General features: G+C 63.5%; 10 protein-coding genes and 1 tRNA gene. 8 read left to right on the top strand and 3 right to left on the bottom strand.

Features of this window, described 5'->3' with window-relative positions; genetic code table 11:
• The first annotated feature begins 81 nt into the window (after positions 1–81).
• The 6 genes from ASG72_RS18665 to ASG72_RS18640 all read left to right on the top strand — a co-directional run bounded on the left by ASG72_RS18665 (position 82) and on the right by ASG72_RS18640 (position 7,139).
• The gene (locus ASG72_RS18665; RefSeq protein ID WP_056715820.1) at positions 82–1,344 is read left to right on the top strand and encodes an ABC transporter substrate-binding protein; all 1,263 of its coding nucleotides are present in this window, start codon (positions 82–84) and stop codon (positions 1,342–1,344) included.
• 124 nt (positions 1,345–1,468) lie between these two features.
• Positions 1,469–2,344, top strand: coding sequence for a branched-chain amino acid ABC transporter permease (locus ASG72_RS18660; RefSeq protein ID WP_056715817.1), 876 nt, complete (start codon positions 1,469–1,471; stop codon positions 2,342–2,344).
• Between the two features lie 7 nt (positions 2,345–2,351).
• Positions 2,352–4,877, top strand: coding sequence for a branched-chain amino acid ABC transporter ATP-binding protein/permease (locus ASG72_RS18655; protein ID WP_056715816.1), 2,526 nt, complete (start codon positions 2,352–2,354; stop codon positions 4,875–4,877).
• 139 nt (positions 4,878–5,016) lie between these two features.
• Complete coding sequence (locus tag ASG72_RS18650) at positions 5,017–5,955, top strand: 3-hydroxyacyl-CoA dehydrogenase (protein WP_056715811.1); 939 nt, start codon at positions 5,017–5,019, stop codon at positions 5,953–5,955.
• Between the two features lie 39 nt (positions 5,956–5,994).
• Positions 5,995–6,927 (top strand): 3-keto-5-aminohexanoate cleavage protein, encoded by a 933-nt coding sequence (locus ASG72_RS18645; protein WP_056715808.1) that lies wholly within the window; start codon positions 5,995–5,997, stop codon positions 6,925–6,927.
• Positions 6,928–7,062: 135 nt separating this feature from the next.
• A tRNA-Arg gene (locus ASG72_RS18640) sits at positions 7,063–7,139 on the top strand.
• A gap of 894 nt (positions 7,140–8,033) precedes the next feature.
• Here the strand turns inward: ASG72_RS18640 and ASG72_RS18630 are convergent.
• From ASG72_RS18630 to ASG72_RS21430, 3 genes are read right to left on the bottom strand one after another with little or no spacing between them, the layout of a single operon-like run.
• On the bottom strand, positions 8,034–8,333 hold the full coding sequence (locus ASG72_RS18630) for a hypothetical protein (RefSeq protein WP_056715804.1): 300 nt from the start codon (positions 8,331–8,333) through the stop codon (positions 8,034–8,036).
• Positions 8,333–9,394 (bottom strand): DUF5131 family protein, encoded by a 1,062-nt coding sequence (locus ASG72_RS18625; protein WP_056715801.1) that lies wholly within the window; start codon positions 9,392–9,394, stop codon positions 8,333–8,335. Before ASG72_RS18625 ends, ASG72_RS18630 begins: the two co-directional genes overlap by 1 nt.
• A gap of 3 nt (positions 9,395–9,397) precedes the next feature.
• Positions 9,398–9,526, bottom strand: coding sequence for a hypothetical protein (locus ASG72_RS21430; protein ID WP_280137762.1), 129 nt, complete (start codon positions 9,524–9,526; stop codon positions 9,398–9,400).
• Between the two features lie 173 nt (positions 9,527–9,699).
• Between ASG72_RS21430 and ASG72_RS18620 the strand changes: the two genes are divergently transcribed.
• Together ASG72_RS18620 and ASG72_RS18615 are read left to right on the top strand one after the other, a co-directional pair.
• Positions 9,700–10,110, top strand: coding sequence for a helix-turn-helix transcriptional regulator (locus ASG72_RS18620; protein ID WP_348271608.1), 411 nt, complete (start codon positions 9,700–9,702; stop codon positions 10,108–10,110).
• Positions 10,111–10,315: 205 nt separating this feature from the next.
• Entirely contained in the window at positions 10,316–13,549 is a 3,234-nt protein-coding gene (locus ASG72_RS18615) for a type ISP restriction/modification enzyme (protein WP_056715794.1), read from the top strand.
• Positions 13,550–13,602: the final 53 nt, after the last annotated feature.

Below are 13,602 nucleotides of genomic sequence, written 5' to 3'. Positions count from 1 at the left end.
GCCCATCGGCCGCGACAGCGCGACACGACGATCCCTTGCCGATGCGGAACACCGCACGGCCCGTTCTGGGAGGAACGATCCATGACCGACACCGACACGCTCTTCCGCCCATCCCGCCGCCAGACCCTGCTGGGGCTGGGTGCGGGCGCCGCGACCGGCCTCATCGCCAGCCCGGCCGTCATCCTGGCGCAGACGCCAGACGCCATCCGCTTCGGCCATCTCACCCCGCGCACCGGTTTCCTCGGCCCGCTCGGCGAATATGGCGTGATGGCCGTCGATCTCGCGGTCGAGGAGATCAATGCCGCCGGCGGCGTCAATGGCCGCAAGCTGGAGGCGCTGAAGGAGGATTCGGTCAATCCGCAGACCGCCTCCACCAAGGCCGAGCGCATGATCGAGCGCGACAAGGTCACCTGCATCCTGGGCGAGATCTCGTCGGCCTCCTGCCTGACGATCGCGCAGGTCGCGGCCCGCAACAAGACGCTCTTCGTCAATACAGGCGGCAATTCCGACGCGCTGCGCGGCGAGAATTGCAACCGCTACATGTTCCATGTCGAGCATCAGAACTCGATGTATGTGAAGAGCTGTGGCCGCTCGCTGATGGCCCAGGGGCTGGTCAAGGGCAAGAAATGGTTCTCGCTGACGGCGGACTACGCCTTCGGCCATGATCTGCTCAAGGTCGCCAAGCGCTTCATGGAGGCCAATGGCGGCCAGTTCGCCGCCGACAAGCTGGTCCCGACCGACGCAACCGACTTCTCGGCCCTGCTGCTGGAGATCCGCGCCGCCAAGCCCGACCTCGTCATCTCCAACCTGGCCGGCAATCAGATCACCAATTTCCTCAAGCAATATGCCGAGTTCGGCCTGACCTTCCCGGTCGCCGGCTTCGGCTTCGACACGGCGCTGGCCTGGGCGGCGGGCAAGGATAATTTCGGCGGCGTCTGGCCCTGCGTCTGGCACCACCTGATCGACACCCCCGGCACCAAGGCCTTCGTCGCCGCCTTCACCAAGAAATACGGCAAGCCGCCGGAGAACCAGGCCTGGGGCGACTACATGGCCGTGAAGATCATGGCCCAGTCGATGAACGAGCTGAAGAGCACCGAGACCGCCAAGATCCTCGAGCATTGGGAAAAGGGCGCGAAATTCGACGTGATGAAGACGCGGCCTGGCTATTTCCGCGCCTCCGACCACCAGCTGATCAGCGAGATGTACACGATCACCGCGCTGCCGGCGGCACAGGTCAAGAACCAGTGGGATCTCTTCACCTCCTCGCCGCCGGTGCCCGGCCCCAGCGAGGATATGGAGGTCATCGCCACCAGCGGGGACGAGGCCGTCTGCAAGATGGTGTGAGCCGCCCGCCAGGGCCAAATCGCGGCGGCACCCGTCCCTCATGCTCCGGCCCGGCCGCGACTGAGGGACGGGTCCGGCCCGCCCGCCGGAGCGACGCAACCCGGCTGCGAACAAGGACTGCCTCTTGCTCACCCTCTTCATCCAGCAGGTGCTGAACGGACTGCTCGACGGGGTCTATTACCTCCTGATCGCGCTGGGACTGTCGCTGATCTTCTCGCTGGGCGGCATCGTCAACCTCGCCCATGGCGCCTTCTATGCCATCGGCGCCTATCTCACCATCGTGCTCGCGCCGCATCTCGGCTTCGGCGGCGCGCTGGTCGCCTCGCCCGTGCTGGTGGCGCTGATCGGCATCGTGGTGGAGCGAAGCCTGTTCCAGCGCTTCTACCGCTCCGATCCGATCCTCTCGCTGCTTCTGACCTTCGGCCTCGCCATGGTGGCGGAGCAATCGCTGCGCATGATCTTCGGCGCTCCGCCCCTCTCCTATTCCATCCCGCCGGCGCTGCGCGGCCAGATCTTCATCGGCGACTTCATCTATTCCCGCTACCGGGCCATGCTGCTGCTGATCGCCGCCGGCTGCGTGCTGGGCCTGTGGTTCCTGCTGCAGCGCACCGCCTTCGGACGAGTCGTGCGCGCCGGCGTCCAGAACCCGGACATGGTCGGCGCGCTCGGCATCTCGCTGCAGCCCTACATGGTCACGGTGGCGGCGATCGGCATCGGGCTGGCCGGCCTCGCCGGCGTCCTGCTGGCGCCGATCTATTCGATCCATCCCGCCATGGGGCAGGAGATCATCACCCCGGCCTTCGTCGTCGTCGTCATCGGCGGCCTCGGCTCCTTCTGGGGCGTCGTCGTCGCGGCGCTGATGGTCGGCCTGGTCAAGGGCGTCACCATCGGCCTCGGCTACACCCAATGGTCGACCGCCGTGATCTATCTGATGATGCTGCTCGTCCTGCTGTTCAGGCCGCGCGGGCTGTTCGGCGAACGCATCCAGCGCTTCGAGTGAGGATGAGATGACCCCGCTCCAGCGCGATTACGCGCCGCTCCTCATCGCCGCCGCCGGCCTCGTCCTCCTGCCCAGCCTGATGCAGCTCATCGGGCTCGGCACCACCTCCGCGACCGAGATCGTCGTCTTCGCCATGGCCTGCCTGGCGCTGAACGTGCTGGTCGGCACCACCGGCCTCGTCTCCTTCGGCCATGGCGCCTGGTTCGGGCTCGCCGCCTATGCGGCCGGGCTGATGCAGCGGCACTGGTTTCCCGGGCAGTTCCTGCTGCCGATCCTGCTCGCCGTGCTGTTCGTCGCGCTGCTCGCGCTCAGCTTCGGCGCGCTGATCCTGCGCCGCAAGGGCGTGTATTTCTCGCTGCTGACCCTGGCGCTCGCCGCCATGACCTATTCCGTCGCCTTCCGCTGGACGACGGTGACCGGCGGCGAGGACGGGCTCGGCGGCATCACCCGCCCGCTGTTCCTGGGCATCGATTTCGAACAGGCCTCGCGCTTCTACATCCTCGTCGCCTGCATCGGCATGGCGGTCGTCTACGGGCTCTGGCGCTTCCACCGCTCGCCGATCGGCACGGTGCTGGTGGCGATCCGCGAGAACGAGCAGCGGGCGCGCTTCCTCGGCTATGCCACGGATCGCTACAAGCTCGTCGCCTTCACCATCTCCGCGGCGCTGACCGGCCTGGCCGGCACCCTGCTGCTGTTCAACAACCGCATGACCTCGGCGGAGCCGATCTCCGTCGCCTTCTCGGGCGAGCTGCTGGCGATGGTGGTGATCGGCGGCATGCGCTCCTTCCTCGGGCCGGCCCTCGGCGCGCTGTTCTTCGTGATCTTCCGCGACTATCTCTCCAGCCTGACGCCGAACTGGCTGTTCTGGTTCGGCCTGCTCTTCGTCGCCTTCATCGTCTTCTCGCCGACCGGGCTGGTCGGCGTCGGCGAGCGTTTGCTGCGGCCCTTCCGCAAGCACCCTGCCGGGGACGCCGCGATGGCCGGCCGGCAGGCCGGCGCGGTGACCCTGCCGGAGTTCATGAAGCCGGCCGACAGCATCGAGGGCCCGATCCTGCAGGCCAGAGGCCTCGCCAAGCAGTTCGGCGGCATCAAGGCGGTCGAAGGCGTCGACATCGCCATGCGCGACAGGAGCCTGCATGCGCTGATCGGCCCCAACGGCGCCGGCAAGACCACGGCCTTCAATCTGATTTCCGGCCTGTTCCCGCCCGACCGGGGCACGGTCCATCTCCGGGACCGCCAGATCGGCGGCCTGGCGCCGGAGGCGATCGCCCAGGCGGGCATCGGCCGCGCCTTCCAGATCACCAACCTCTTCCCCACCCTCTCCGTCGCCGAGAATGTCCGGCTCGCCGTCCAGGCCCGCGCGTCCGAGCGCTTCGCGCCCTGGCGCAGCGCCGCCTCGCTCGAGACGGTCAACCGGCAGACGCAGTCGGTCATCGAGACGATGGGCCTGCGCGGCATCGAGACGGCGGAGGCGGGCTCGCTCAGCTATGGCGGGCAGCGCCTGCTCGACATGTCGCTCGCTCTGGCGACCAGCCCGCGCGTGCTGCTGCTGGACGAGCCGCTGGCCGGGCTCGCCGCCGCCGAGCGCGAGCGCGTCGGCAATCTGATCAAGTCGATCTCCGCCGACCTGCCCGTCCTCCTCGTCGAGCATGACATCGACCGCGTCTTCCAGATCGCGGACCATGTCACCGTGATGAACGAGGGCAGCGTCCTGGTCGATGGCACGGTCGAGGATGCCCGCTCCAGCCGGCGCGTGCAGGAGGTCTATATCGGCTCCGGCGCCCATGCCCTGGCCGAGAAGCCGCGCCCCACGGCGGCGCGCGACAGCGTGCTGCTCGGCCTCTCCGGCGTCGACACCTTCTATGGCAAGAGCCACATCCTGCGCGGCGTCGGCTTCGACCTGCACGACAACGAGATCCTCGCCCTGCTCGGGCGCAACGGCGCCGGCAAATCGACCCTGCTCAAGACGATCACCGGCATCGCCCCGCCCGCGGCCGGCAGCATCACCTTGGCCGGCGAGGAGATTGCCCGCAGGCCACCCGCTTTCATCGCCCGCGCCGGCATCGCCTATGTCCCGCAGGGGCGCGGCCTGTTCGCCGGCATGAGCGTCAAGGACAATATGGAGCTCGGCCGCCTGAAGCGGATGACCGGCAATGGCGTGAGCTGGGACGAGGAGAAGATCTTCAGCTTCTTCCCGCGGATCAAGCAGCGCTGGCGCTCCCCGGCCGATTACCTCTCCGGCGGCGAGCAGCAGATGGTCGCCGTCGCCCGCGCCCTGTCCGGCGATACGCGCGTCCTGCTGCTGGACGAGCCTTTCGAAGGGCTGGCCCCGGCCGTCGTCGAGGAGCTGTTCGAGGCCTTCGACCGGCTGCGCCAGGAGATCGCGATCATCATCGTCGATCATCATCTCGATCTGGCGCTGGCCTTGTCCGACCGGACCGTGGTGCTGGAGCGCGGCGAAGTCGTCCATACCGGGCCCTCGCGCGCGCTGAGCGAGGATCTGGCGCTGCGGCGGCAGGTGCTGTGGCTGTGACGGGACCGGCCGTGACGGGACCGTCCCTCTCTCCTCCCTGGCGCAGCCGGGCGAGAAGATGGGCAGCCGCACCCTGCCGTGCCAGGCTGCGCGGCTACCTCCGCTTTGCCGATCGACGACCGACCGAGGACCCTACCGCATGACCACCATCGCCATCGTCGGCGCCGGCCTGATCGGCCGCGCCTGGGCCACGATCTTCGCCAGCCATGGCTGTGAGGTCGCGCTATACGACGTCGCGGAGGGCGCGGCGCAGGCGGCGCATGCGCATATCGGCACGAACCTCGCCGAGCTCGCCGGCCACGGGCTGGTGCGGGATCCGGCCGGCGCCCATGCCCGGATCCGCGTCGCGGCGAGCCTGGAGGATGCGCTGGCCGGCGCCGATCTCGTGCAGGAGAACGGGCCGGAAACCGTCGAGGCCAAGCAGGCGCTCTTTGCCGCGATGGACGCGTTGTGCCCGCCGGAGACTATCCTCGCCTCCTCCACCTCCTTCATCATGGCCTCGGTCTTCAGCGAGCCGCTCGAGGGCCGCGCCCGCTGCCTCGTCGCCCACCCCGTCAACCCGCCGCATCTCGTGCCGATCGTCGAACTCGCTCCCGCGCCCTGGACCGATCCGGAGGTGGTGGCACGGGCCCGGGCGATCTATGAGCAGGCGGGGCAGGTGCCGATCGTGCTGCGCAAGGAAAAGCCCGGCTTCGTGCTCAACCGGCTGCAGGCGGTGCTGCTGGCCGAGGCCTTCCGTCTGGTCGGCGAAGGCGTCGCCAGCGCCGAGGATGTCGACAAGACGATCCGGGACGGGCTCGGCCTGCGCTGGTCCTTCATGGGGCCGTTCGAGACGATCGAGCTCAACGCCCCCGGCGGCATCCCCGATTACTGCCGGCGCTATGGCGCCTCGCTCACCCGGATGGTCGCCGACAGCCAGAGCGGCGACCCCTTCGGCGAGGCGACCGTCGCGACGGTGATGAGCGAATGGCCGGGTACGCAATCGGTCGAGCGGGTGAAGCGGCTCAGCGACTGGCGCGACGGCCGCCTGGCGGCGCTGCAGGCCCATAAGCGCGGGGCCGCGCGCAAGCCGGACTAGGCTGGCAGGGGCCGATTTTCAGGAACGGAAGGAATTCGCATGGCGAAGAACCGCAAAGTCATCATCACCTGCGCGGTGACGGGCGCAATCCACACCCCCTCGATGTCGCCACATCTGCCGGTGACGGCGGACGAGATCATCGATGCCGCCGTCGGCGCCGCCGAGGCCGGCGCGGCGCTGGTCCATGTCCATGCCCGCGATCCCGTCACCGGCCGGCCCGACCAGTCGCCGGAGGCCTTCGAGCCCTTCCTGAAGGTGATCAAGCAGCGCAGCGACTGCGTCATCAACATCACCACCGGCGGCGCCCCCACGATGGGCGTCGAGGAGCGGCTGCAGCCCTGCGCCCATTTCAAGCCGGAGGTTGCCTCCCTAAACATGGGCTCGATGAATTTCGGCCTCTACCCCATGCTCTCCCGCTTCAAGGAGTTCCGGCATGATTGGGAGCGGCCCTATCTCGAAGGCTCGAAGGACCGCATCTTCAAGAACACCTTCCAGGACATCGAGAACATCCTCACCACCTGCGCCGAGAACAACACGCGCTTCGAGATCGAATGCTACGATATCGGCCATCTCTACACCCTGGCGCATTTCGTCGATCGCGGGCTGGTGAAGCCGCCCTTCTTCGTGCAGTCGGTCTTCGGCATCCTCGGCGGCATCGGCCCGCATCCCGAGGATGTGATCCATATGAAGCGCACGGCCGACCGGCTCTTCGGCGACCAGTATCAATGGTCGGTGCTGGGCGCCGGCCGCCACCAATTGCCGATCGCGGCGATGGCCGTGTCGATGGGCGGCAATCTGCGCGTCGGCCTCGAGGATTCGCTCTGGCTCGGCCCGGGCCAGTTGGCGAGGTCCAATGCCGATCAGGTCCGCGCCGCGCGCCAGATCATCGAGGGGCTGGGGCTGGAGGTCGCGACCCCCGCGGATGCGCGGGCGGCGCTGCAGCTGAAGGGCGCCGACAAGGTGAATTTCTGAGGCGCGCGAGGCGGCCCGCGACGGCTTGCGCGCGAAAGCTTGCGAGCCGGCATCATTTCAGGGTTGCCAAGCCGCGCCAGAGCGGCTATCTCCGCGCCATCGCTTCGGCACGCCCTGCGCTGCCTGCCGCGATACGCGCCCGTAGCTCAGCTGGATAGAGCATCAGACTACGAATCTGAGGGTCAGAGGTTCGAATCCTTTCGGGCGCGCCATCACTGATTTCATTGGGGTAATTCCCTGGAGTTTAGTCGCTTAGCGACACCCTTTAGACACTACTCTCCAGACGCTCGTCCACCTGCCGCAGAATCACGGACCCGTGTGAGAGCGCTGTCCGTCAGACCGGGTTCGGATTCTCTCCTCTGCGATAGCCGCCTCAAATACCCGCCTGACCAGCTTTATTTTGACGGTGCAGAGCAGATTCGCGCCACGGTCGCGGATGAAATTGCTGCTGTCGATTTTGGTCTTGGTTCTGTCTAGCCCATGGCATAGAGGGCGACGCGCTTTATGCCCCGACCGTCTCACGGATCGTCTCCCAATCAATCAAAGACAGATGGTTTCAGCTACGGTCTTCGGCGCGGTCGGTGAGCGTCGTCAGGCCCATGTTTGCAAGGGGTTGCGACGACGGTCAGCGAACAGGTGGAGACGGGGTTTTTAGAGCAGGAGGCAGCGAGCGTCGGAATGGGCGGGGGAAGGCTCAAGTGGCTACGGTTAGGTCGCCCCTACCTCGGCGAAAAATGGTTGGCTGCCGTGCAGGTAATTCGCCGCTCGTCGTTCGAAGCACGATCACGCGTAAAAGAGCTTAAATTCGAACGCGAGCCCCTCCTCAGCAAAAGCATAGCAATGCTCAGCATAGCGACCATGCCATTCGAACCACCGCATGGCGACGGCTCCGTGATGAGGTTTGAGGCCGCTGATTCCGATGTCATGCAGTCCGCCACGATGTCGGAACCATAAGGCAACTTCAGCATATCTGGCTGGATGGGAATCCCAATTTATCGGTCTGACTCGCACAAAGGTGCGATAACCTGCCGCTATGCAGGCACGTTGTTGAGCCAAAACTGCTCGCGACTGTGATAGGGCCGGTGGAGTGCCTTGGCTCATGACACTCAATTGCCGAACGCCTTGACGGCTCTCGGTACTTGAGATGGGCCGGAAAAGTCTCTCGGGAAGTGCTTCTCCGCTAGGATTTGGAGCGCGCGCGCGCGGATTTCCACGTCATGGGTAGTCACCCTTTCGCCCTCGATAATCTCATCGCTCTCGGGCTCGCCGATGGCCGCCCCCAGTTCGATCATCAGCGTGGTCAAGGCACGCCCCTCTACGAACTCGCTTTCGATGTCTTCGGCACCTGGAACCTCGATGACGAGTTGCTCACAATCTTCGAGGCGGATCAGAAACACGCTGCTCATCACGCAAACCTCATCTTGAAGAAGAACGCCTCGTTGGGCTCCAGGAAAGCCATGCCCTTCCGCGCGTTGCCCAGCCGGTTCTTGACGCCGTTATCGGCCATCCACGCAGAAATCTCCCGGCCGTCATAGGACTTGTTCGATGTCCCGTGGCCAAGCCAGTTCGGGGTCACCAGCCGCAGCTTGACGCCACCTTCGGCGCTCTCGCTCCAAGCTACCGCATAGAGGTCGTCAGCGGATTTCTCGGCGCTCTCGGGCCACTGGTGGTAGACCTTGCCGCCCAACCCCTCGCCGTGCTTGGCGCGCCCACGACGGACACCGTTTTCGGCGAAGACGCCCCACTGCTTGAAGAAGAATTTGACCTTGGCGCGGGCGCAAAGATCGCGCAGGGCTAGGACATGGGCCGGGTCCATCGGGCGAACTTGGGCTTTTATGCTGTTTGGGGCATTCTTCGGCGCTGTCTCACCACCGGTTATGACCCAATCAATGCCGGTGAGGTCCAACTTGCTGGCGACATCCGCCGTCAGCGGCTCCGCTGAGATGAAGCGCCGAGCAGCGGGGATGAACCGAAGATGGTCCACGCGTTTAATGACCTCATCATTGGCATCTTCGACGGTGCACCCCATCCAGATGTTTGCCCCCCAATCCAGCTTGTCGGCCAGCTTCAAGGCGTTCTCCGGCCGCTTGGTCAGAACCAGGAACGTGTGCTGCGGGCACCGGGCAAATTGAGCGAAAATCTCCTGGAGCCATTCCAGCTTCACCTTGGGGTGGAAGAAATCCGACATGCTGTTCACGAAGAACCGCTTCGGAGCCTGCCCAGGCGAGAGCCGTTGCAGGACGGCCGGGTCATAGTTGACCCGCGAGGTCCAGTTCGGACGCCCGTCCTTGTCCTTGCGCGAGACGCCCTCGTAGTTGGCTCGGGGTTTGGCGTTCCCATCCTTCGTCAGGACGTGCTCGATGTTGAAGGCCACGTCCGCCGCATAGCAAAGGTCGCACGCCCGGCTCACCTTCGAGCACCCGACGATCGGGTTGATGGTCTTATCGGCCCATTCGATCTTCGTCATCGCTCAGGCTCCCTCGCGCAGCCAACGGGCGACAACCTTGCCCATGATCTCCCGCTTACGGGCCTCCGAGCGCTCCGCGATCTCTTGCAGCATTTGCTGAAGCCGCTCTTCCTTCTTTGCCTGCTCACTCATCACCGAACCCCACTGACCGCATCTCGCCACCGACCCCTGTCGGCTTCAGCTCAACCCTGGCCAGAACATTGTGGCAAATTGCCGGTTTGTCAACTATTCTATCCGACATAATGTCGGCTATGCGCGGCGTGATGCGCTTGACGGCCCGACAATATGACGGATAGAAGAGCGTCATGAACGGTGCAGAATTGAAGACGTGGCGGGAAAGCCGGGGCATGACCCAGGCCGAACTCGGCAAAATTCTCGGGATGCACGGCGACTCGATCGCGCGGCACGAACGGTCCGAGGGAGCAATCCCGAAGCCGATCGAGATCGCCTGCGCGGCGATCAGCCTCGGCGTAAAGAGCTACGCGGGGCGGGAGATCGTCCTGAACCAGTTCAAGCTGGAGCGCTTCGAAACGAAGTCGAAGGTCCAGATGGAGCAACTCGTCTCACCGAGGTGGGGCCGCTCCAAAGCCGCCGAGCGCGATGACATCCGCGCCTGGCTGCTCGATCGCGAAGGCATCGAGATCGACAAGGATGGCGTGTTCCACGTCCTCAGTGATGGCGGCCTGGACATGGAAATCAAGTTTCAGTGGTTCTAACCGGAGGCGTTGAGACATCGATCTGTTCGAGCGCGTTATCGAAGACGATTCGAACGAGGGACCTGAGCGCTTCGACCTCAACGCGTTGAAGCTCGTGCCGATCAGGTCACCGTCGGCCCAAAACAGTTTCATTCCCGAGGCAGGGTAACCTTAACAAACCGTCAATGATACTCGCGTACCCCTCTCCCGAGCGGGGAGCGCGTGCATGGACATCCACATTCAGGCTTATCTGAGCGAAATACGTTCGCTGCACGCCAGTGGCCAGACCACTGAGCACAGCTTCCGTCCGGCTCTGGTCAAGCTGTTCAGGGCGGTCGATCCCGCACTCGTGGTGATCAACGAGCCGAAGCACATGACCGATGTGGGAGCTCCTGATTTTGTCTTTAATCGGAACGAGATCGCGATCGGTTGGTGCGAGGCGAAGGACATCGGCAAGGACATCCGCAAATTCTCGTCCACCGATTACAGCAAATCTCAAAAGGAGCGTTACAAGAAGGGCCTTCCCAACCTGATCTACACGAACGGGCTGGACTTCGAGTTCATCCGCGACGGGGTCACGACCGACTTCGTCAGCATCGCAGAGCTTGCCCCGAAGCTGCCCGCCTACGCCAAGAGCTTTGAGACGCTCTGGAACCGTCTCCGCGACTTTGCGACGACGACGCCGCTGTCAATCACCTCGTCGAAACGGTTGGCCGAGCTGATGGCTGGTAAAGCTGCCATCGTCAAAGACATCATGTTTCGTGCGTTGACGGCCGACCTCGAAGCCGAAACCAAAGGGGCGACGCCAAGCGATCTGGTTGGTCAGCTTAAGGCTTTCAAGACAGACCTCATTCACGACATCACCGTTGCCGACTTCGCCGACATCTATGCGGAAACGATCGCGTACGGTCTCTTCGCAGCGCGCCTTCACGACGACACCCCGAACTCGTTCACCCGTTCCGAAGCGCTGGAGCTTCTCCCGAAATCCAACCCGTTTCTGCGGGAGCTTTTTATCTACATCGCCGGGCCGACGCTAGATCAACGTCTGCGCCGCGTGATCGACGAGCTATGCAACCTATTCGCCGCAACCAACATGACAAAGGTGCTGAAGGGCTTCGGAAAGGTATCGGCCCGGCAGGACCCCTTCCTGCATTTCTATGAAGTCTTCCTGGCCGAGTACAACCCGGCGAAACGGAAGGCGCGCGGCGTCTGGTACACACCTGAGCCGGTGGTCAATTTCATCGTCCGGGCCGTGGACGAGGTTCTGAGAACTGAGTTTGGCCTGGACGATGGTCTCGCGGATACGAGCCGGATCACAATCGATTGGGACACTGGCCAGCACGGTCGGAAAGGGAAGGCGCATACGATTAAGAAACAGGTTCACCGGGTCCAGATTCTTGATCCGGCCACCGGAACCGGGACGTTCTTGGCCGAGGTGGTCAAGCAGGTGGCCGAGCGAGTTCAGGGCATCGCGCCGGGACAGTGGTCGAAGTATGTCGAGCAGGACCTGATCCCGCGCATCCATGGCTTCGAGCTCCTGATGGCAAGCTATGCGATGTGCCATATGAAGTTGGACATGATCCTCACCGGCCTGGGCTACCAGCCCTCGGCGAAGCCGCCGCGTCTGGGTGTCTATCTGACGAACTCGCTTGAAGAAGGTGAGCGTGTTGATCAAACTCTGTTCGGCCTCTCGCGCGCGATTGCTGAGGAGGCGAAAGCCGCCAGCGACATCAAACGCCAGACGCCGATAATGGTGATCATCGGTAATCCGCCCTACAGCGGGATCAGCCACAACAACGGTGAGTGGATTCTCGATAAAATCGAGGATTACAAGTACGTCAACGGGGTTCATTTCGGCGAGCGGAAGCACTGGCTTCAAGACGATTACGTTAAGTTCATTCGCCTCTCCGAGCACATGATCAACCAGAATGGCGAAGGCGTCCTCGGCTTCATCACCAACCACGGCTATCTTGAAAATCCCACGTTCCGTGGCATGCGCGCCCACTTGATGCGGACCTTCGACCGCATCCACGTCCTGGACCTCCACGGGAACTCCAACAAGAAGGAGGTCAGCCCCGACGGGAGCGCCGACGAGAACGTGTTCGACATCATGCAAGGCGTGGCGATCATCATCGCGGTCAAGCGCAAGCAAATCGGCAAGGCCGCGAAGGCCCCAGCGGAGGTGTTCCATGGAGATTTGTGGGGCTCTCGCGCAGCGAAGAATGATACGTTATGGGCCAGCAGTTTCGCCGAGCTGTCCGCCGACCTGCTTGCCCCAGCGGCTCCGCAATTTCCTTTCGCACCTCGCAGCCAAGCCAGCGACCACGGTGACTACGACAAGGGCTTCTCGATCGACGAGCTCATGCCCGAGAATGTTGCCGGGATTGTTTCGGCGCGCGATCATCTCGTGATCGCCCTCAACGAGGCTGAACTGATCAATCGGATCAATGTATTCACCGACACCGAACTGACGGACAGTGAGGTAAGAAACCGCTTCTTTGGAGGCAAGAAGGCCGGAAAGTATGCTCCCGGCGACTCGCGTGGTTGGAAGCTTCCGGCCGCGCGCAAGGCGCTCCAGACGAGCGACTGGATCAACGACATCAAGCCGATTCTCTATAGACCGTTCGACACCCGCTCGATTTTGTCGCGGCCCGATATGGTCGATTGGGGCCGGTTCGACTTCATGGAGGACTTCAGGGCGTGGCCCAATCTTGGCATTGCCTATACCCGAACGATTGAAGGCGGGCGCGAATTCGCGGACTTCTTGGTCCACGACCTGCCCATCACCCACCATTCACTGAGCATCAAGGAGGTGAATTACACTGCACCCCTTTATCTGCATCCTCGCAAAGGAAAACTGGCCACCGAAGTGCATCTCAATTTCGAGCCGAAGCTGTACGCTAAACTCCGTAAGCTGGCCGGTTTGAGCGCACCATTTGTCCAGCCAAATCCCAAAGAGGATTTCCGTCGAGCGACGGGGGACGACCGACGCGACGAGGTCAAGGTCTTCGACTACGTCTACGGTGCGATGTACTCGCCCTCATATCGGGAAGCGAACTCCAAATCGCTTAAACTAGGCTTCCCCCGCGTACCATTGCCGACCTCCCTTAAGCATTTTGCCACGGTTAGTGCTGCTGGTGAGAAGCTGCGAAGGCTACACCTGATGGAAGATGCTGCTATCGGCAAAGCTTCCTACCCGTTCGAGGGCTGCGGAAACAGCGTCGTCGTAAAGCCCCGTTACGAACCGAAGCGAGTTTGGATCAACGACACGCAGTATTTTTCGAACGTGCCGGGAGCGGCTTGGAACCTCTACGTGGGCGGGTATCAGCCTGCACAGAAGTGGTTGAAAGATCGTCGAAGTAGTGAGCTGACCTGGGACGATATCCGCCACTATCAGAAAATCATCAAGGTCCTGGAAGAGACGCATCGGATCATGCACGAGATCGACACGCCGGAATAAACGAGAAAGCCGTCCACTGGCGACGTGGCGGTTTCCCAGGCGTGATCTTGACC

Origin of the sequence: Allobosea sp. Leaf344 (genome assembly GCF_001426225.1) — a bacterium.
In the GTDB taxonomy this organism is placed as follows: domain Bacteria; phylum Pseudomonadota; class Alphaproteobacteria; order Rhizobiales; family Beijerinckiaceae; genus Allobosea.
Note: the sequence above shows the minus strand (reverse complement) of the source record. Positions and strands in the feature narration are given on the sequence as shown.

Bases quoted from the DNA above. Each gene is read 5' to 3' on its own strand.
- ASG72_RS18665 (WP_056715820.1), top strand. From the start codon at position 82: ATGACCGACACCGACACGCTCTTCCGCCCATCCCGCCGCCAGACCCTG.
- ASG72_RS18655 (WP_056715816.1), top strand. From the start codon at position 2,352: ATGACCCCGCTCCAGCGCGATTACGCGCCGCTCCTCATCGCCGCCGCC.
- ASG72_RS18650 (WP_056715811.1), top strand. From the start codon at position 5,017: ATGACCACCATCGCCATCGTCGGCGCCGGCCTGATCGGCCGCGCCTGG.
- ASG72_RS18645 (WP_056715808.1), top strand. From the start codon at position 5,995: ATGGCGAAGAACCGCAAAGTCATCATCACCTGCGCGGTGACGGGCGCA.
- ASG72_RS18630 (WP_056715804.1), bottom strand. From the start codon at position 8,333: ATGAGCAGCGTGTTTCTGATCCGCCTCGAAGATTGTGAGCAACTCGTC.
- ASG72_RS18625 (WP_056715801.1), bottom strand. From the start codon at position 9,394: ATGACGAAGATCGAATGGGCCGATAAGACCATCAACCCGATCGTCGGG.
- ASG72_RS21430 (WP_280137762.1), bottom strand. From the start codon at position 9,526: ATGAGTGAGCAGGCAAAGAAGGAAGAGCGGCTTCAGCAAATGCTGCAA.
- ASG72_RS18620 (WP_348271608.1), top strand. From the start codon at position 9,700: ATGAACGGTGCAGAATTGAAGACGTGGCGGGAAAGCCGGGGCATGACC.
- ASG72_RS18615 (WP_056715794.1), top strand. From the start codon at position 10,316: ATGGACATCCACATTCAGGCTTATCTGAGCGAAATACGTTCGCTGCAC.